Below are 18,858 nucleotides of genomic sequence, written 5' to 3' on the forward strand. Positions count from 1 at the left end.
ATTGGGCATTGGGCATTGGGCATTGGGCATTGGGCATTGGGCATTGGGCATTGGGTATTGGGCAGAGAAATGGAGTTCAAACACTCATTAACGGAGTTCAAACACTCATTAGGGACTTCCAAATAAAAAAATACTCAACTATTTCTTGTGGGGTGCGCGACACGAGCGCCCGTAGTCCAAGGCGGGCAAGATGCCCACCCCACAAGATTGGATAATTTATTTGTTGTCAGTCCTTTAACGGAGTTCAAACACTCATTTACGAGTATCAATGCCCCACTCTCCATAATTACAATAATGACAACTGTTCATTAGGCGGCGTGAATCCCAAATGCTTATATGCAGCCTTTGTCGCCATTCTCCCGCGATGAGTTCTAGTTAAATACCCAATCTGCATCAGGTAAGGTTCGTACACTTCTTCAATGGTTTGGGTATCTTCACCCGTCGTTGCTGCCATTGTTTCCAAACCCACTGGCCCGCCGTTAAATTGTTCAATTATGACACTCAGCATCTGGCGGTCTGTCCAATCTAAACCGCAGGGATCTACTTGGAATAGTTGCAATGCCTCCGATGCAATGCTTTCATTAATCTCGCCAGATATTTTTACCTCCGCATAATCACGCACTCGTTTAAGTAGCCTGTTAGCGATACGTGGCGTTCCGCGTGAACGACGGGCAATTTCTGTGGCACCATCTTCTGTAACGGGGGTTTTGAGTAATTGAGCGGTTCGCAGTACAATTTTAGTCAGTTCGTCAACTTCGTAAAATCGGAGTTTTTGAATTAAACCGAAGCGATCGCGCAGTGGTGAAGTTAAAGCACCCACACGGGTTGTAGCCCCTACTAGGGTAAACTTTGACAGTGGCAAACTTCTGATGCGAGCGCCAGAACCCTTACCAATAGTAATATCTAAACGATAATCTTCCATCGCCGGATAGAGAATTTCCTCTGTCATCCGCGAGAGGCGATGAATTTCATCTACAAATAAAATATCACCTGGCTTGAGGTTCACCAGTAGCCCGACAATATCTCGTGGACGTTCTAGGGCTGGCGCACTGGTAATTTTGTAATTTACCCCCATTTCCGATGCTAAAATCATTGCCATTGTAGTTTTGCCCAATCCCGGCGGCCCATACAGTAGCAAATGATCCAACACCTCACCACGAGACTTGGCTGCTTTGATAGCAATATCTAGCACATCCTTTAAATCTTTTTGCCCAATGTAATCGGCAAATCGCTGCGGCCGAATACTCTCTTCCTGCTTATCTTGTTCATCAATAGCAGCTTCGGGTTGCAAAATATTGTCTGTGGATGGTGCTTTCGCCAACTCTCGACGCTGCTTTGCTTCTCCGTTAGGTTCTGGAGGCTGTTTTTTCGAGGAGATTATCGCCATAATTCAGCTATCTACTTTTAAGGGGACAGAATAATCCGTAATTCGTAATTCCTAATTCCTAATTCCTAATTAGGAGCGGGGGAGGCAGGAGGAGAAAGAATAACCAATGCCCAATGCCCAATGCCCAATGCCCAATGCCCAATGCCCAATGCCCAATGAATAATGCCCCATGAATAATGCCCGTGAAAATTTTCGTTTGAGAATACCCGCGCCAATTTAAAATTTAAATTCCGGTCTATTACCCAGAAGTACAAAAGTTATTATGTTATCTAAAAGAATCTTACCGTGCTTAGATGTGAAGGCGGGACGGGTTGTAAAAGGAGTTAACTTTGTCAATCTCCAAGATGCAGGCGATCCGGTAGAACTGGCCAAGGTTTACAATGAAGCCGGTGCTGATGAGTTAGTATTTCTGGATATTACAGCTACTCATGAAGACCGAGCTACTATTTTAGATGTGGTCTACCGAACTGCGGAACAGGTCTTCATTCCATTGACTGTGGGTGGTGGCATTCAATCCTTAGAAAATGTTAAAGCTTTGTTACGAGCAGGCGCAGATAAGGTTAGTATTAATTCTGCGGCAGTGCGAGAACCAGACTTGATTAATCGGGCCAGCGATCGCTTTGGTAATCAGTGCATAGTTGTTGCTATTGATGCCAGACGCCGAAATAACCCGGAAAATCCAGGTTGGGATGTGTATGTGCGGGGTGGCAGGGAAAATACAGGCTTAGATGCCCTATTGTGGGCACAAGAAGTTGAAAAACGGGGGGCCGGAGAACTGCTAGTCACAAGTATGGATGCTGATGGAACCCAAGCCGGGTATGACATCGAGATTACACGGGCAATTGCCGATGCTGTCGAAATTCCAGTCATTGCTTCTGGTGGTGCAGGTAATTGTGAACATATCTACACAGCCCTAACTGAAGGCAAAGCTGAAGCCGCATTACTCGCATCTCTGTTACATTACGGACAATTAAGCGTAGCAGAAATTAAAAATTATTTGCGCGATCGCAACGTCCCAGTACGGTTGATCTCCTAAACCCCTATTTACCAGTTAATGACATCGATTTTAGGTTAGACACACTTCCTTAAAAGGGTGTTAATATTATTTTACAAGTATTAACAAATATTAAAAATATGTTGATTCCTATTTTACTTTTTGATGTAGCTTTGGTGGCGTGGTCGCTGCACTTAATGGAAAAAGCCTATGAGAGTAAAGAATTTTCTCTCATGTTGGCTGGTACATTGGTTGCTCTGGCTGCTGCTGCCATGTTAGTAGTTTACTTTTTGATGGGGCACTGTATGACCTATTTGTTGCGAGTGTCGTAGAGAGTGCTGAGTGCTAGAGGAGATATTTAAAATTTAGTTTCGATAAAAAGCTTGACAAAGTACTGATAATTAAGCCATTATGTAAAATGGATATTAAGGGGTTATAGCGCAGTTGGTAGCGCACCTCAATGGCATTGAGGGGGTCAGCGGTTCGAATCCGCTTAGCTCCATTCTTAAAACCTTAACCCTCTCCGTTAATGGAGAGGGTTAGGAAAATTTTTCAGAGGGTTTTATTTGCTGTCTACCTAGCCAGTCTCGAAAGTTGGAATGATAAAGACTGTAATGGGTGCGCCAATGATGGTGAAGTAACCCTGGCTATGCCGGTGGAGAAAGTTGTTAATAGCGATGAAGTAAATAATAAAATCAGAACTTTTTCTCTTACAGATGGATTTTCATGCTCTTTTAGCGTTTTTAGTAACCGTTACTTCTACTCTTGAAAAAGATGATTTTTTGCTGGCATAAGTGGCTGAGAATAACTTAGTTACTTAATTGTTTAATATGTTCAATTAGCAGAGAATTTGAATTTTGAATTTTGAATTTTGAATTCCCCGTTCGCGTAGCGTCTCGCAGAGAAGGGGTTGACCTCCCCAGTCGCCAGATTCCAGACTTTGAGTGTCTTGTTATCGGATGCGGAAATCACCTGCTGCATTGGGGGTGACGGCGGCACTTACAAAGTCATTAGCTCAACATTCACCCTCAGACGCTCAATTGACTTTTCACGGTATCTGGAAAACCTCACTTCTATTTCTCTCTCCTAAAAGGAGAGAGACTTTGAATTTTCCCCCTTCCCGCATCGAGAAGGGGGTTAGGGGGTTAGGTTTTTCGTGGGTTTTTCCAGATGACCTGAATTGTCAGAGACGCTCAATTGCGGCAATATTCACCTTGCAACCACCATATCAACAAGTAGAAACCCCATAGATGCTTGGACACTAAAGATAGCCATCTATGGTATAGAAATGTATAGAATCTTGTAAAAATATAAAATATAGTTGTTAAATGCACACATTTCTAGCTTCTTCCTCAATGCAGGTGTCTGTACCACCAAATCACTTTCAGCCTATGAAGATTGTCGCACTGGGGGACAGCTTAATTTATGGATTCGGCGATCCAGAAAAAGGAGGCTGGATTGAGCAACTACGGCGATGGTGGATGTTGCCGGATAGTGCCGGTCATGTTCTTTATAATTTAGGGGTAAGAGGCGATCGCACGCAACAAGTAGCACAAAGGCTAGAAGTTGAATTTCGCCACCGGGGTGAACTCCGAAATCGTGTTCCAGACTTGATTATTTTATCAGTAGGCGTGAATGACTCAGCGCGGTTGGCGCGTCCCGATGGCCGAAGTTATACAGATTTTACATTGTTTGAAAAAGAAATTGCTTCTCTGCTAGATTTAGCACAGCAACTCTGTCCTGTGTTATTTGTGGGCATGGTGCCAGTGGATGAAACCAAGATGCCATTTGTAGATTGCTTTTACTATAATCATACCGATCAGTACCGCTACAAAGAAGCAACTCGAATTGCTTGTAATAAACGGCAGATTCCTTATTTGGATATTTTTGAGCAATGGATGGAACGCGGTGAAAGTTGGCGGCTCAAACGCTTGAGTGAAGATGGTCTTCATCCCAATACACTAGGTTATCAAGCTTTGTTAGAAGATGTAATCAATTGGGATGCGATACATTCAGTGGGCTTTGGCAACGCAGCTTACCATTCTAACTTTGATTATCACCTTAAACCATCCTAATAATATAGATGTGTTGGTGCTTTGAGGTTAGCCGATATTCTCGTCTTTGCTATCCTCGCAAAAAGCACCACAATCTTGCTGAATTATCAATGAAAGTGAGTCTAATATCCATTTATAAAAACTCTAATTTCTCTCTTCTTGATTACTCAGCACTCCTAACTCCCCACTCTTATGACACCAACTTTATTTGGTCGTTGGCAAACTCGATTATTATTACTTGCAACTGTCGGCGTACTCGTATCTTTGCCATTTGCAATTGGTTGGATTGGTTTTAGTGCTAACTCGGTTTATTTTTCGATAGTTGGTTATATCGCCATCTTTGGCTTAGGCTGGGATGTGCTTTATGACTATCTGCAAAAATCCCGATGGGATAGAGATTGGCCCGCAGTTTATCAACTTTTAGCTGGTATATGGGAATTGGTGTTTGTGTTTTGTGGAGTCAAACTGTTTGGCTTCTTACCAATACCTTTACCGAAAGAAGAACTTTCGCTAGCAGCTTTTCTATTGCACTATAGCGTCGTGTGGCTAGCAGTTTTTATTAGTTCACAAAGCCTGATGCGAATTATCTTTGTCCGTTGGCGTTTCCGGGGTGGGGAGTGGTTGTAAAACCTCAAATTATCGAAATCTTCAATTTTTTTTCACCTACTTAATTACAGCCTTTTTTATTTATTTGAACCACAATATCCTGTAGGGTAGCACAGCTAGCTGTGCTACCCTATGCTTTAATTACCTGAAAATTGCTGTAATCAAAAATCAACAATTAAATCGTAAATTAAAAAAATCATATCTGGCGGTTTTAGTTTGGATGCAATATGTTGTATTGACGTACAGTTGTGTGCGTCGCTATGAATATTGGTTGGGGTTAAATCCCCATCAAAATTGTCCCAGTCAAGAGTCCCTAATCCACAATCCCTAGTTCAATGCAGAGATGTAAATTAAGGAAGTGCAATGTCAAATTTTGATCTGGTTATTCAGCTATTTCTGCAACTCACAGTTATTTTAGCCACTTGTCGCATCGTCACGATTTTAGGACGTCGCTATCTTGGTCAAACCGATGTTGTTTGCGAAATGATTGCAGGTGTAATGCTAGGGCCATCACTTTTGGGATTGATTGCACCAGATTTTCAGCAATGGCTGTTTCCTAAGCTTCCTATCTTAACTGCTTTAGGAGACAAGATTCCCAACCCATCAATGTCGATTTTATATGCTATTAGCCAAATTGGGTTGGTAATTTATATGTTTTTAATTGGTTTAGAGTTTAACACCAAACTCTTAAAACATCATATCAAAAGTGCAAGTTTGCTATCTGCTGCCGGGATTATCACTCCTTTTATCTTAGGAGCGATCGCATCTTTTTGGTTTGATCACAATGGCGATTTCTTTCAACCAAAGGTAACGCCTTGGTCAGCCGCTTTGTATCTAGGTGCGTCGATGACAATTACGGCTTTTCCGATGTTAGCTCGCATTCTTTACGAACGCGGTCTTGCACAAACCCGCTTCGGGACTTTGGCTTTAGGTGCAGCATCGGTAGATGATGCTGTTGCTTGGTGTTTGCTAGCGATCGTGCTTGCTAGCGTAAAAAATTCTCTGAGCATTGCCATCTTAGCAATTGGTGGTGGCATTTGCTACGTGCTATTTGCGATTTTTATCGGTCAACCTCTACTGAGAGCGTTCACACGCATGACAAAACGCGATGCAGGTGTGAACAGACAAACCCTGACTTTAATGTTGATAATCTTGATGTTTTGTGCATGGTTTACCGATGTCACAGGTATCTATGCAATATTCGGTGCTTTTGTGCTGGGAGCAGTGACACCACGCGGCGAATTCGCCCAACAAATTCGCCAATATACGGAGTTTTTAACCACTTCTTTTTTATTACCGATGTTTTTTGTCTTCTCTGGACTGAACACTCAAATTGGACTGGTAAACACCCCTACTTTGTGGGGAATTACGCTGTTAATTATTGCGCTCGCAATTCTTGGCAAAGGTATTGCTTGTATGTTGGCTGCAAAATTGGCGGGGGAAAATTGGCGCGAATCAGCAACTATCGGCGCTCTGATGAATGCTCGTGGTTTGATGGAGTTAATCATCCTCAATATTGGTCTTGAGCAAGGTATAATCACTCCAACTTTATTCACTATCATGGTTATTATGGCAGTCATTACTACACTCATGGCATCACCATTAATTGCCTTTTTATTGCAAGGTACAAGCTATGATAAATTTTCCGCTTAAGCAAATCTAAATAGAAAATTAAGTACCTAGTAATTCAATACGCTTGGGTTAAGGCTTAACTCTTTATCAAAGTCAATTTTTTAACGAACCGCCAAGGACGCAAAGAACGCAAAGGAAGAGAAGGAAGAGAAGGAAGAAATGCTTAACTGAACTGTATTGACCTATTACCTAATTTTCTTGATATCGTTAATTCGGAAGTTCTTCTAGATTTAGCTCCGAAAATCATCAGAATTCATGTTTCCAGGCTGCAACTGCATTATCACAGCAATTGACATGACAACGAAGCACAAATTACTCTTGGATATATTTAACAAGCTTGACATTTCCCAGTCTTTTAAAGAATCATCTTAGAGAAACCAGATAGTTATTTTTGAGGAAACCATGCACATAGTTATTCTCGTTCTGGTTGAGGTGCTGATTGTTATTGGACTTTCACGGCTAGTAGGGCTAGGATTCCGTTCCATTAAGCAACCTCTGGTAATTGGTGAGATTGTCGCCGGGATTATGCTCGGCCCATCTTTATTTGGTTTAGTTGCTCCCCATGTAGCAGTTACCTTGTTTCCACCAGAAACTTTTCCTTTTTTAAATGTTTTGTCTCAGGTGGGACTAATATTTTTCATGTTTCTGATTGGGCTAGAACTAAATCCAAAATACCTCAGCGGACAATTAGAAGTAGCAGTTTTAACTTCTCATGTCAGCATTTTGGTGCCGTTTTCCTTAGGAACATTGCTAGCGGTGCTACTTTATCCCCTAGTTTCCAACGCTAGTGTATCCTTTACCGCTTTCGCTTTGTTTTTGGGGGCGGCGATGTCGATTACTGCCTTCCCAGTATTGGCGCGAATCATTACTGAAAACAATTTACAAGGAACACGTTTAGGAACGTTGGCGTTAACTTGTGCAGCAGTGGATGATGTGACAGCTTGGTGTCTCTTGGCAGTTGCGATCGCAGTCGCTCGAACTGGCAACTTTGCTGGTGCCATACCCACAATTATCGCCAGTATAGTTTACATTGGCTTAATGTTGACGGCGGGACGCTGGTTCCTCCAACGCCTTGCCAAACACTACCTCCGGGCGGGACGCCTCAGCCAATTGCTACTAGCTGGGATTTATATGGCAGTAGTTGCGTCAGCACTAATCACCGAACTAATTGGTATTCACTTAATTTTTGGGGCATTTTTACTGGGTGCAGCCATGCCCAAAAATGAAGATTTAGTGCGAGAATTGGCAGTAAAAACCGAAGATTTTGTGCTGATTTTCTTGCTGCCAATATTTTTTGCCTACAGTGGTTTAAAAACGCAGATTGGCTTGCTCAACCGTCCCGAATTGTGGCTTTTGTGTGCGTTGATTTTAGGAGTGGCGATCGCAGGCAAATATGTTGGCACTTATGTAGCCGCCCGTGTCAGTGGCATTAATAAACGGGAAGCCTCGGCACTCGGTTGGTTAATGAATACTCGTGGCTTGACCGAACTGATAGTACTAAACATTGGTCTAGAGTTAGGGGTAATTTCCCCCTTAATATTTACCATGCTGGTAATTATGGCATTGGTAACTACATTCATGACCTCGCCACTGCTGGAATGGACATATCCAAAGAAGCTGATCAGGTTAGATGTCGTGGAACCGGAATCAGAAGCAGATACCACTGCTGGAAGTGAAACTTACGTTCGCCCCTACCGAATTTTAGTGCCAGTGGCTAATCCGAGTACCCAAAAAGGCTTGGTACAGTTGGCAGTAAGCATCGCTCTCAACTCCCGACATCCCGCCGTTGTTAACCCTCTTAGCCTGATTGAATTTGAAGAAGATTATGCCTTTGAAAGTACGCCAGTTGAAGCAGACCGATTAATTGCCCAGCGCCGCCAGCAGCTAGAAGAATTAATTAATACTCTCGAACCAGTAGAAACACGCTCTCATGTGCATCCCATAATTCGCATATCTAGCAATGTCGCACGGGAAACCGCACAGATTGCCGCACTCAAACAAGTTGATTTAATTCTTGTGGGATGGCATCGCCCAGCTTTTAGTAGCAACCGCTTAGGTGGAAGAGTTGGTCAAATGCTCACTACTGCGCCAGTCGATGTTGCAGTGTTTGTGGATAAGGGAGGCGAGCAATTAGAAAGCTTGTTAGTGCCTTATTCTGCAAATATTCACGATGATTTGGCATTAATACTGGCTCTGAGACTGCTAATTAACCGTGAGACTTGTATGTTGCAGATTTTACAGGTTGTACCCGAAAATCAGCTTAAGGATGAATTGAGCTACGAGTTACATAGGATGATGGAGCAATTACCGAGTAGTGTACGCGATCGCATAGAAATCAAAATTGTCCAAGCTCCAGAGCCAATCCAAGCTGTAGTCGAAGCCTCAAAAAATGTAGACCTGACAATTGCTGGCACCAGCCGCACTTGGGGGATCGAGCGTCAAACCTTGGGAAGATATACAGATCAACTAGCCATCCAATGTTGCTCCTCCCTGCTGATTACCCGCCGTTACAGTCAAGTCACCGCTCATTTGGCTTCTGTACTTACTGAGGTTAGTAGTCAAGAGCCAACATTCAGAAATTGAGATTATGAATCATTTCAACTTCAAATCTTTAGCTTTTTACGGAGTAGCAATAATTTCAGTCCTACTGTTGTTTAAAACTGTCAGTGTTTATGGGGAAAACAATCTCAAGGCTCCTCCTCCAGTTAACGGCCGGTATCGTTTAACGCTAGCGGAGAATTTGCCGAACTGTGAAAAATCGGATACCCTAACGTTAAACATTGAACAATCGGGTATTTACTTAAATGCTTCTGTATTACCAGCGATGTCCGACGCCAATATTGACGAAAAGCACTCGCTCACAGGCATCTTCAGAAATCAACAATTAAATTTATCTGGAAAAGTTGGTAGATCAATCCTTTGTAATATTCCTCGCCCCCAAAATGATCCTCTAAACTCAGTCACAATTCAAATGCAACTTGTGGATAAAGGTAATATGACAGGTCAATTAACCGTAAATGGCATTCCACAAACTCTGAAATTTACCGCTGTGCCCCAAAAAGCTCCTTGAATTGGAGAGACGCGATTAATCGCGTCTCTACTGGGGAGAATTGGAAGCGCGAAGTAAACAGCAATGTGAGCGCATTGTATGGGTTTTATGGAGCAAATAAAAAGAATGGATCAGGGACTAAAGACTAAGCAATTTTGCCAATGGCGCAAGCAGCTAATTAAAATCAGTATATTAGGCTTTTATGCCGCGATCGCCCTCGAAACTTGCACTACTGCTGCTACACCAGGGGGAAAGCTAGATAATTGGCGTTTTTCCCCCAAGACACAGCAACTCGAAATCACCCTCTCAGTAGGCACAACCCCCCGTTATTTCTACCTAGCCCAACCCCCTCGTCTGGTTGTAGATTTACCGAATACTAAATTGGGCAAAGTTACCACGCAACAAAATTATTCTGGAGCAATCAAAAGCATTCGCGTTTCTCAACTGAACGCAAACGACACACGCATTGTCCTAGATTTAGCACCAGGGACTGTTTTTAATCCCAAACAGGTACAACTGCAACCTGTTTCCCGAAAAAACTCCACTCGCTGGGTGTTACGTCCGGTTATTTCTGGTAAAATTACTGCCGTGAAACCAGGAAATTCCCCACCTTCACCCAAAAAACAGCCTCAAACACCCTATAAATCACAGCTGCCTAATCACCTACCTGTAACCACTACTAATCCACAACCGCCCTTACTCACAGTTCCGCCTCCATCCAATGAACTGCCTTCAACAATTACTACTAACTCAGGACAGCCTTTTGTCACTGTACCTCCCCTAACTCCGAATACATCCTCTCAACAACCTGCTTTGATTCTTCCCCCTCCTTCTTTCCCAAATCAACCCGGTAATTTAAATAGCATTCCTTCTTTTGGGATGTCGGAATTTCCAGTTCCAACAGTGCCCAATGTTCCCGATCCCCAGGTGATCGAGTTTGGTCAACCTTTACCCAAAACCAAATTAAAATAGGGCATGGGGCATTGGGGATTGGGCATGGAAAATCGAACCAATGCCCCATCCGCTATGCGCCATATCCTAATAATGTTGTGCCTCTAGTAGTCTGTCGCAAAAGTTTTGATAGGTGAATCAGTTTTAAATTTATCTTCTTTACCTCTTAAACTTCGCGCTCTTTGCGTCCTTTGCGGTTCGTTCTCTTACCCCTCAGAATTAATGGGACAGACCACTAGTAGTCTGTCCCATTAATTTTGCTGGGTTAAATAACGAACCGCAGAGGCACAGAGAACACAGAGAGAAGCAGAGAGAAGCAGAGAGGAATTGAATCTTACTCCCCTTCCCTATAAGGGAAGGGGCTGGGGGTTAGGTCTATATTGGACTCAACTGAGAACCGCTATATGTAGCTCAAGAAAGCAAAATGATATTACTTGCTTCCAACTAACTCCTTTACCTTGTTGATGATGCTGACTGGATCGATACCTTGATATGGGTACTGTTCCCACAAACCGCCGCAACCTTCTTTATGAGTTCCGAGATGGGCATATTTGGGAGTCAACCCCCGCTCTAGTAGCCAAGAACCGAAACGGCTGCCTAAGCCAGTGCGACGGTTGAAGGCTTCTACTACAAGCACAAAAGGAGCGTTACCAACTTTGGTAATCATTTCTTCATCAATGACGTTTAAAGTTGCTTTGTTAATCAAACCAACGTCTATCCCTTCTTGCTGAAGACGCTCTACAGCATCAACGGCACGGTAGAGAGCATCACCAAAACTGACGATGTAGCCTTGCGTCCCCTCTCGTACAACCTCATCTTTACCAGAAACAAATTTGTAGCCACTTCCAAACAAGTCATTGCCGTTGCTGTCCCTAATATTGGGCACTTTTGAACGGGTGGAGAAAATAAACCGCAGTCCAGGCTTAAAGAACACAGCTTCTACACAAGCTGTCATTTGATTAACATCTGCCGGGAAGTACAACTGTGTTTCGTAGCCATCATCCAAGCCATTGTCGGCAAACATATTGTTCAAACCGAAGTGACAGGTGTTATCTGCCATGTCATCTATACCCGCATGGGAAAAGTGGCACAGGACATTGGAATAGTTCAGCCGTGCCATCGTGATTTCTGAGATACACATTTCTAAGAAGGCGCTGAAAGTCGCAAAAATACCTTGCTTGCCCTTCTCCATCCCGAATCCAGCCGCAGCAGAAAAGTTGCTCCGTTCCATGATGCCAGATGAAATAAATATTTCCGGGTATGTATCATGAATTTTCTTCAAACCGCAGGAGCCTTCTAAGTCACTATCAATGACCTTGACTTTTTCTTTACGCTCCGCCTCACTCATGCGACTAAGGACACCCACCACGGCTTCACCAAACACGTTGCGGTTAGCGCCCCATTTGTCACTGCTACCCAGAAATGTATAGGTTTGCTTGGGTTTCTCAATACTTTTAAGGTATTCGATCGCCGCAGTTTGTCCACGAGATTCTAGATACTTAACTGCTAAATCTACAGAAATTACATCATGACCATGAGTTGAGCCTTCTAAACCTTCAATACCAGGGCACATCGGGCGTTTATTGATGACGGCGATCGCTCCAGGAGTATTCACAGCTTCGCTCATGCGACGGTATAAATCGTCTAAGTCTTCCCCGTCTCCCTGAAGTACCTTCAACCCGTGACCTTCTAAGGTTTTGGCGACACTGAAACCAGGTAAATATTTAGAAGGATGTCCAGCGATCGTTACATCATTGTCATCAATGATCAGCTTGACGTTGAGATATTGAGCAACAGCCAAACGAGCAGCTTCAGCATCGTTGCCTTCTTGCTGAGAGCCATCAGAACCGAGACAGAAAACAACCTTGCCTGGATTTGCGATCGCCACACCATTAATGTAAGGCCAAACATGCCCCAGGCGGCCAGAACTAAATTTCACCCCAGGAGTTAGTCCTAGTTCGGGGTGTCCTGGCAAATGGGAATGTGCTTGGCGATAACGTAAAAGTTGCTCGGCGGGTAACTCACCATGCAACGTCGCCATCAGATATTGGGTGGCGACTCGATGTCCTGCTTCATCAAAGAAAATGGGCACAAATTGCTCCGATGCCCCCCGGAAAAAGGCATCGAGGATCATCACTTCTGGTACTGTATCGTATGGCCCACCAGTATGGCCACCCACTCCTGTAGCAGCGCCAGTTGCTGTAAAAAAGACGATCGCATCCCGGCAGAGTTGAATATTCGCTTTTAGAGTCTCTCGCTGTTCAGCTGTGAGGCTCGAATTTGCTGGATTGAGCGCTAATGGTTTGTAAGCACCGAGATCAATTGGAAATTGGGTATTAATAATAGTCATGGCTTATTGATTGAATAAAAAACAATTTGAACAGACGGAACGCGCGATCGCACTACAAAAAAATTGTTAAAACCCGGATTGGGCAACAATTATCCAAGCATTTCTCAAGCTAAAGCTAACCACTAGGAACCATCTGGCTTTAGTGGACAAAATCAATAAATTCAACAGTGCTTGAATTCAATTGAAGTACGGATTACCGTACAAAGACCTGCATACAAATAAGTATAAACTCACAAACGTGCAATTTCAAGTTCAAAAACGCAATTTCAGGAAAATTAATTATGCTAACTGCTGAACGACGACAATTCATCTTAGAAATTCTGCGTCGTGATAAAAAGGTACTTTCAACAGAACTTAGTGCTGTTCTCAATGTTTCTGAGGATACGATTCGCCGGGACTTGCGAGAACTAGCAGAAACTGGACTATTGCAACGCGTTCATGGAGGAGCGCTCCTCAAATCTCCAGCCACCGCCAGTTATGCCGATCGCCAAAAGCAAGCGCCAAAAGAAAAGGAAGCGATCGCTCGGACAGCAGCAAAATTAGTTTGTACAGGACAGGTGGTGATTTTAGATGGAGGGACGACAACTCTCCAAGTAACCCGTCATTTGCCCCTAGATTTACAAGCGACAGTGATCACAAATAGTCCGCCAATCGCCGTTGCCTTAGCAAAACATCCCCATATAGAGGTTGTGATGTTAGGTGGACAACTCTACAAAAAAGCCTTAGTGAACGTGGGTACTGTCACCATTGAGACATTACGGATGATTCGTGCAGATTTGTGCATGTTGGGGGTTTGCAGTTTGCATCCAGAAGTTGGGATTAGTGTACCTAACCTAGACGAAGCCCACGTCAAACGAGCTATGATTGCTGGATCGGCTGAGGTAGTAGGATTAGTGACAGCAGAAAAATTAGACACGGCTGCTCCTTATGTAGTGGAGTCTATTCGTGCCCTGACTTATCTAGTAACTGCACCTACAGTATCTAATAATATGCTGAGTGCCTACAAAGCTTTAGGTTTGACGATTATACGTGATGAGTACGAATAAGCAGCAGGCAGCAGGCAGCAGGGGAAGAAAGAATAACTAATGCCCAATGCCCAATGCCCAATGCCCAAATCTAAAATCTGTCCGTTTCTTGAGGTGTTCCAACTGCTCCTGGTTGAGCCGTAAAGAAGTTTTGAGCCGCTTCATTCTGATATATGCACCTAATATCAGGTTTGTCACTGTCCAAGTTACCTGTGAAGCCAAAGGTGTTCAGGCGATTTTTGCACTCATTTACCTGATCAGATGTCACCAATTTACGTTGCTCTAAAAGCGCCCAGTTATTTTGTCGGATCACACATCCAGGACGCATACTAGGCTGGGCAACATAGACATTGAAGGGGTTGAGAGTGACGAACAGTCTAGCGTCCATCACCATCGCGCTGGCTCCATACTGCACACAGATTTCCGGGTTTGGTGCTTTGGTGTCAATAAATTCACGGGAAGCCACATTTGATGGAGCCAACGTGGTTGTAGAACTAAAAGCAATGCCAATCCCAATTCCCAAAATCAACACCCCTCCCATAATTGCGATGGTGAAGAGGTTAAACATCGGGGATTGGAAAATAGAGGGTTTAGAAGTAGTTGCCGATTTACCAGGGGGTTTACGTCTCATTGTTGCTTAATCACCTTCACGCCGATTTGGGAGGGAGTAGTCTAAAGTTGTCTCCCTCTTTCAGTATGCCTATTCTTGACTGTAATTGCCTGTGACTTTCTGGACAATATTCTTGTTAAATAAGAAAAATAGGAACTTATCTAGATACCTGGACAGAATTTCAACATAGTACACTGTGGGGAAAGTTTGGCTACATTTAACAAGTTGCTCAGAGCAACTTGTCTGGCTAATTGAAATGATAGCTGAATTTATGCCAACTCCTAGTAGTCCCTTATTGTTTCTATCTGGAATATATTGGTGAATATTTTTTATTTATTTGCTCATTAACCAATTGCTATTAGTTATGACCTTTCTGCTACTTGACTTGTTAATTATTTATGAATTGTATTTATTAATTATACCAGATTTTTGATTGTCATCAAATATTCTTAATTGAATTTTCACAATTAATCTAGTCAGAATGCTTAGATTATCTACCTTTTGTTATTAATTTTGAACTTTTAGGCTCAGATATTTTTGTTACCCCTAGTAATTCATGTGTCAAACAATGTAAATTAAAAATTAATGAAATTTTGATAAGTAATTGAAAGCACGTGACATCTCAAAGAGCGCTACTTTCGGGCAAGAGGTTCAAAACTTCGCAACTTCAAATCCTCCTAGCTGATAGTCTGACTATTTTTTGGGGAGATTGGTTAGATTTACGTGTGAGAATCGTACAAGTTGCTGCATCAGGCTTAATATCTCCACTGATATATATTTTAGCTTTTGGCTTCGGTTTGGGTAGTTCCATCAAACCCGGCTCAGGAATTAGTGGTAACTATAACAACTATTTGGAATTCATCTTACCGGGAATGGTAGCGCTATCGTCGATGACGATTAGCTTTGGTGGAACGACATTTTCGATTTGTGGAGACAGACTATTTACCAAAACCTTCGAGGAATTGTTGTTAACTCCCATACATCCCTTGGCGTTGCACATCGGTAAAATGCTGGCCGGAGTAGTGCGGGGGTTGATGACATCCGGTTCTGTGATTTTGGTAGCGGTGCTGTTGACTGGAAACTGGAATTTTCTCAACCCACTATTTCTAGTGTTGGTGGTGCTGAACTGTTCGGTATTTGCTGGGTTAGGGGTGATTGTGGGGTTGAGTGTGCGATCGCTCGAATCAGTCGGACTCTACAACAATTTTATCATTATCCCCATGTCATTCTTAGGGGCAACCTTCTTTGACCCTGGTACATTACCAGTTGCCCTGAAAGTCGTAGTTTACCTGTTACCGTTGACCTACGCCAGCATTGGATTGCGTGCAGCTGCTCATTTACCCTTGTCCCAGTTTCCTTGGTATAGCATACCGATTTTGCTGGTGATTGCGATCGCTCTTTCTCTGTGGGGTGGTTATAAATTTGCTCACCAACAAGATTAAAGTAATTGGTAATTCGTAATTCGTAATTAGTTAAAGCCTTGATTACAACCTGTGCTTTAACTGTTGAATTTTCTGTAAAACTTTTTCCCGATGCTGCGTCAGCTTGATCCATCGGGGCAGGCGACTGGCAAGACTGCCATTGTGCCAGCCTAATGAGTCATCTGGCAAGCGTTCTCGCAACCTTGATTGAACATAGCTTTCCAGAAAGTTCAAATGTGCTTCATTATACGCCCAAAGCACTTGACCGCAACAACAGGTTTGTAACCACAGAGGCAAGCCAAAAAAATGATTTAATATTCCATAGTTGGAATTTCTTTGAGCTATGTAATTGTTTTGCCACAATAGCAGTGCAGGTTTTCGTTTGGCAGCATTTGACTGTTGTTTTGTATAGCTACAATGCTGACAGGTAATCCTTTTGATTGAACCCAGACTTGATTGCTTAGAGGATGTCTGAGAAGTAAGAAAGCCCACGTAACGGTATCCTGTCAGTAGAAAAAATACTTAAGTATGACAGCGTTACGAGAGCTATGAATCCATCGTACCCAAGTAATCTGACTTTAGAACAATGGGAACTACTATCAGGACTGATTCCTAAGCCGAAAACTGGTGGTCGAAAGCGGAGTGTGGATATGGAAGCGATCGTTAACGCCATATTGTATATTTTGTGTGCAGGTTGTGCGTGGCGAATGCTCCCAAAGGATTTTCCCAAATGGAAAACTGTATATCATTACTTCCGACAATGGCGAAAAGATGGAACATGGCTTAAAATTCACGAACGGTTACGTTTGTGGGTACGTGTGAGTCAAAACCGAGAACCATCTCCTTCAGAAGCAATTATGGACAGCCAAACTGTTGAAACAGCAACAATGGTATCAAAGGAAGTTGGTTACGACTCTGGCAAAAAAATTAAGGGACGCAAACGGCACATACTCGTAGACACTTTAGGTTTAGTGTTAGTTGTGGTCATCACTGCTGCTGGTACAAGCGAACAAGCAGGCGCCAAACAAGTACTTTCTAGGCTAAATTCAGTACGCGGTCGCTTTCGTCGGTTAATCACTATTTGGGTTGATGGCGGCTATCGCGGCAAGGATTTTCAGCATTGGGTGATGGATCTCTACCGATGGATTTTAAGTGTTGTTACCCGTCATGAAGAACAGAAAGGTTTTGTTGTACTTCCTAAACGTTGGCTAGTTGAGCGAACTTTTGGTTGGTTTAACTGGTGCCGACGATTGAGCAAAGATTATGAAATTTTACCTGAGACAACTGAAGCATTTATTTATGTTGCCATGATTCGATTGATGCTCAAGCAACTTGCGTGATTAAAATCACCTATCTAAAACTTCTCAGACATCCTCTTAGAGTTTACAGTCAATATTTTGGCAGTGCGTAGGCGCAGCCCGCCGTAGGCATCGCATTGTGGACAACGAACTAAAATTTCTTCCTCAAAATCAGAAAGCCGTTTGCCATAGTCTCTAAACTTTATAACCATTTCAGACATCCACTTAGACATCACCCTGTTCTAACAAAGAAGCCCTTCCCCAATGCTAGAAACAAAGTTTTCCAAAGTTTATCTTGCTCCGGGTCAACAAAACGATAATCTAGCTGGGTAAGTGGATAAAAACCAATACCTCACTGCAAGGCATTCTTTCTTCTTTGTGCTTTTTGTGATTGAGAGCTTATGCTGATCCGCCCCGCCACAACAACTGACGTACCCGCAGTTTTACCAATGGTTGCCAAAATTTGTGCTTTGCATGAGTCTTGGGATTCCGCCAAATATGGTTTTCTAACCCATCCAGAACAGCGTTATGAGCAATGGTTGACGCGTTTGGCAAATAGCGAGCGCAGTGTATTTCTAGTATCCGAAAAAGAAGGGCAACTTGTCGCTTTTCTCGTGGCAACAGTTGAGCGAGAAATACCAATTTATCGGTTACAGGAATTTGCTTTTATTCATGATATCTGGGTTGAGCCAGAGTATCGCCAAAACGGAATTGCGCGGCAGATGGTGATGCTAAGTATTGAACGCTTTCATCAGATGGGCGTCAAGCAAATTCGTCTAGATACAGCAGTTGCTAACGAGGCTTCACGGCGGTTATTTGCATCTTGTGGTTTTCGATTCAGCATTATTGAAATGCTGATTGAATTGAGTCATTAGTCATTAGTTATTTGCTCATAACTAATGACTAATGACTAATGACTAACTAGCTAACAGAGTTTTTTCTAGAGAAGTCCAACGGAAAGCGCGATCGCCACCTCTCTCAATGACTACTCTTACTCGTGGTTCTAGCTGAGGCAAATTCGCTAAATACTCAAGTTCCTCATTGGAAAGAATATGCCCTTCAATAATCCACAAGACCAGCCCCTTTGACTTTGGTGGTAACTGTTCTAGATGAGAATTGAGAATTGGCGGCAGATAGTACACATGACCTACTGCCGCACCGCTACCAGTACTTTTTTTCCCAAGATGAGGAGGTCTGACTCCATGAATTCTTGTGAGATAGGCAGCTACGTCGCCTAGTCCTTTAGCGGTAATGTGGAGGGTGGTATAGCCAGCTGCGCGTAGTCGGCGCTGATATCGACCTTCATAACCCCCTTCCAGAGGTACATACACTCCAAGAGCGCCAAATTTTTCCAGATCGCGGATTAAACCGTTGCCAGTGGTAATTAGTGCCATAGATTTTCGTCTTATCCCACTTAGATATCTCTATTATTTACCCTGAACTGATAGATCAAGTTAAAGCATTTTCTTTGGGCATGGGGC

19 protein-coding genes and 1 tRNA gene are annotated in these 18,858 nt (G+C 43.1%); 14 read left to right on the forward strand and 6 right to left on the reverse strand.

Annotated elements, in window-relative coordinates; genetic code table 11:
• Positions 1-286: 286 nt before the first annotated feature.
• A complete protein-coding gene (gene ruvB / locus HWQ41_RS12545) occupies positions 287-1,387 on the reverse strand; it encodes a Holliday junction branch migration DNA helicase RuvB (RefSeq protein WP_292763169.1) in 1,101 nt (366 codons plus the stop codon).
• Between the two features lie 262 nt (positions 1,388-1,649).
• Between ruvB and hisF the strand changes: the two genes are divergently transcribed.
• From hisF to HWQ41_RS12595, 10 genes are all read left to right on the forward strand, one after another.
• On the forward strand, positions 1,650-2,423 hold the full coding sequence (gene hisF / locus HWQ41_RS12550) for an imidazole glycerol phosphate synthase subunit HisF (RefSeq protein ID WP_292763171.1): 774 nt from the start codon (positions 1,650-1,652) through the stop codon (positions 2,421-2,423).
• Positions 2,424-2,521: 98 nt separating this feature from the next.
• Positions 2,522-2,713, forward strand: a complete 192-nt coding sequence (locus tag HWQ41_RS12555) for a hypothetical protein (protein WP_292763173.1) — start codon at positions 2,522-2,524, stop codon at positions 2,711-2,713.
• A 97-nt stretch (positions 2,714-2,810) separates the two neighbouring features.
• Positions 2,811-2,883 (forward strand) — tRNA-Ala (locus HWQ41_RS12560).
• 457 nt (positions 2,884-3,340) lie between these two features.
• A complete protein-coding gene (locus HWQ41_RS12565; protein WP_292763175.1) occupies positions 3,341-3,631 on the forward strand; it encodes a hypothetical protein in 291 nt (96 codons plus the stop codon).
• A 78-nt stretch (positions 3,632-3,709) separates the two neighbouring features.
• Positions 3,710-4,456, forward strand: coding sequence for a GDSL-type esterase/lipase family protein (locus HWQ41_RS12570; RefSeq protein ID WP_292763177.1), 747 nt, complete (start codon positions 3,710-3,712; stop codon positions 4,454-4,456).
• Positions 4,457-4,627: 171 nt separating this feature from the next.
• A complete protein-coding gene (locus HWQ41_RS12575) occupies positions 4,628-5,062 on the forward strand; it encodes a hypothetical protein (RefSeq protein WP_292763179.1) in 435 nt (144 codons plus the stop codon).
• 342 nt (positions 5,063-5,404) lie between these two features.
• Entirely contained in the window at positions 5,405-6,694 is a 1,290-nt protein-coding gene (locus HWQ41_RS12580; protein WP_292763180.1) for a cation:proton antiporter, read from the forward strand.
• Positions 6,695-7,075: 381 nt separating this feature from the next.
• Positions 7,076-9,256: a cation:proton antiporter gene (locus HWQ41_RS12585; RefSeq protein ID WP_292763182.1), complete on the forward strand. Its 2,181-nt coding sequence runs from the start codon at positions 7,076-7,078 to the stop codon at positions 9,254-9,256.
• 4 nt (positions 9,257-9,260) lie between these two features.
• Positions 9,261-9,743 (forward strand): hypothetical protein, encoded by a 483-nt coding sequence (locus tag HWQ41_RS12590; RefSeq protein ID WP_292763184.1) that lies wholly within the window; start codon positions 9,261-9,263, stop codon positions 9,741-9,743.
• Between the two features lie 105 nt (positions 9,744-9,848).
• On the forward strand, positions 9,849-10,694 hold the full coding sequence (locus tag HWQ41_RS12595) for an AMIN domain-containing protein (RefSeq protein WP_292763186.1): 846 nt from the start codon (positions 9,849-9,851) through the stop codon (positions 10,692-10,694).
• Between the two features lie 409 nt (positions 10,695-11,103).
• On the opposite strand, the gene HWQ41_RS12600 is transcribed toward HWQ41_RS12595, so the two are convergent.
• A complete protein-coding gene (locus tag HWQ41_RS12600) occupies positions 11,104-13,023 on the reverse strand; it encodes a transketolase C-terminal domain-containing protein (RefSeq protein ID WP_292763187.1) in 1,920 nt (639 codons plus the stop codon).
• A gap of 281 nt (positions 13,024-13,304) precedes the next feature.
• On the opposite strand from HWQ41_RS12600, the gene HWQ41_RS12605 reads away from it, so the two are divergent.
• On the forward strand, positions 13,305-14,069 hold the full coding sequence (locus HWQ41_RS12605) for a DeoR/GlpR family DNA-binding transcription regulator (RefSeq protein WP_292763189.1): 765 nt from the start codon (positions 13,305-13,307) through the stop codon (positions 14,067-14,069).
• A 70-nt stretch (positions 14,070-14,139) separates the two neighbouring features.
• On the opposite strand, the gene HWQ41_RS12610 is transcribed toward HWQ41_RS12605, so the two are convergent.
• Positions 14,140-14,679: a DUF3172 domain-containing protein gene (locus tag HWQ41_RS12610; protein ID WP_292763190.1), complete on the reverse strand. Its 540-nt coding sequence runs from the start codon at positions 14,677-14,679 to the stop codon at positions 14,140-14,142.
• 593 nt (positions 14,680-15,272) lie between these two features.
• Between HWQ41_RS12610 and HWQ41_RS12615 the strand changes: the two genes are divergently transcribed.
• Positions 15,273-16,100: an ABC transporter permease gene (locus HWQ41_RS12615; protein WP_292763191.1), complete on the forward strand. Its 828-nt coding sequence runs from the start codon at positions 15,273-15,275 to the stop codon at positions 16,098-16,100.
• Between the two features lie 42 nt (positions 16,101-16,142).
• On the opposite strand, the gene HWQ41_RS12620 is transcribed toward HWQ41_RS12615, so the two are convergent.
• Positions 16,143-16,571 carry a hypothetical protein gene (locus tag HWQ41_RS12620; protein WP_292763192.1) on the reverse strand — a complete coding sequence of 143 codons (429 nt, stop codon included), beginning with the start codon at positions 16,569-16,571 and terminating at the stop codon, positions 16,143-16,145.
• Positions 16,572-16,627: 56 nt separating this feature from the next.
• Here HWQ41_RS12620 and HWQ41_RS12625 point away from each other — a divergent pair, with 56 nt between their 5' ends.
• Complete coding sequence (locus tag HWQ41_RS12625) at positions 16,628-17,419, forward strand: IS5 family transposase (protein WP_292763193.1); 792 nt, start codon at positions 16,628-16,630, stop codon at positions 17,417-17,419.
• Between the two features lie 14 nt (positions 17,420-17,433).
• Here the strand turns inward: HWQ41_RS12625 and HWQ41_RS12630 are convergent, their stop codons facing one another.
• Positions 17,434-17,589: a hypothetical protein gene (locus HWQ41_RS12630; RefSeq protein ID WP_292763194.1), complete on the reverse strand. Its 156-nt coding sequence runs from the start codon at positions 17,587-17,589 to the stop codon at positions 17,434-17,436.
• Positions 17,590-17,778: 189 nt separating this feature from the next.
• On the opposite strand from HWQ41_RS12630, the gene HWQ41_RS12635 reads away from it, so the two are divergent.
• The gene (locus HWQ41_RS12635) at positions 17,779-18,252 is read left to right on the forward strand and encodes a GNAT family N-acetyltransferase (RefSeq protein ID WP_292763196.1); all 474 of its coding nucleotides are present in this window, start codon (positions 17,779-17,781) and stop codon (positions 18,250-18,252) included.
• 42 nt (positions 18,253-18,294) lie between these two features.
• Here HWQ41_RS12635 and HWQ41_RS12640 read toward each other — a convergent pair whose 3' ends face one another.
• Positions 18,295-18,771, reverse strand: coding sequence for an NAD(P)H-quinone oxidoreductase subunit N (locus HWQ41_RS12640; protein ID WP_292763198.1), 477 nt, complete (start codon positions 18,769-18,771; stop codon positions 18,295-18,297).
• Positions 18,772-18,858 lie beyond the last annotated feature (87 nt).

This window comes from Nostoc sp. NOS(2021), assembly GCF_017115025.1.
In the GTDB taxonomy this organism is placed as follows: domain Bacteria; phylum Cyanobacteriota; class Cyanobacteriia; order Cyanobacteriales; family Nostocaceae; genus Nostoc.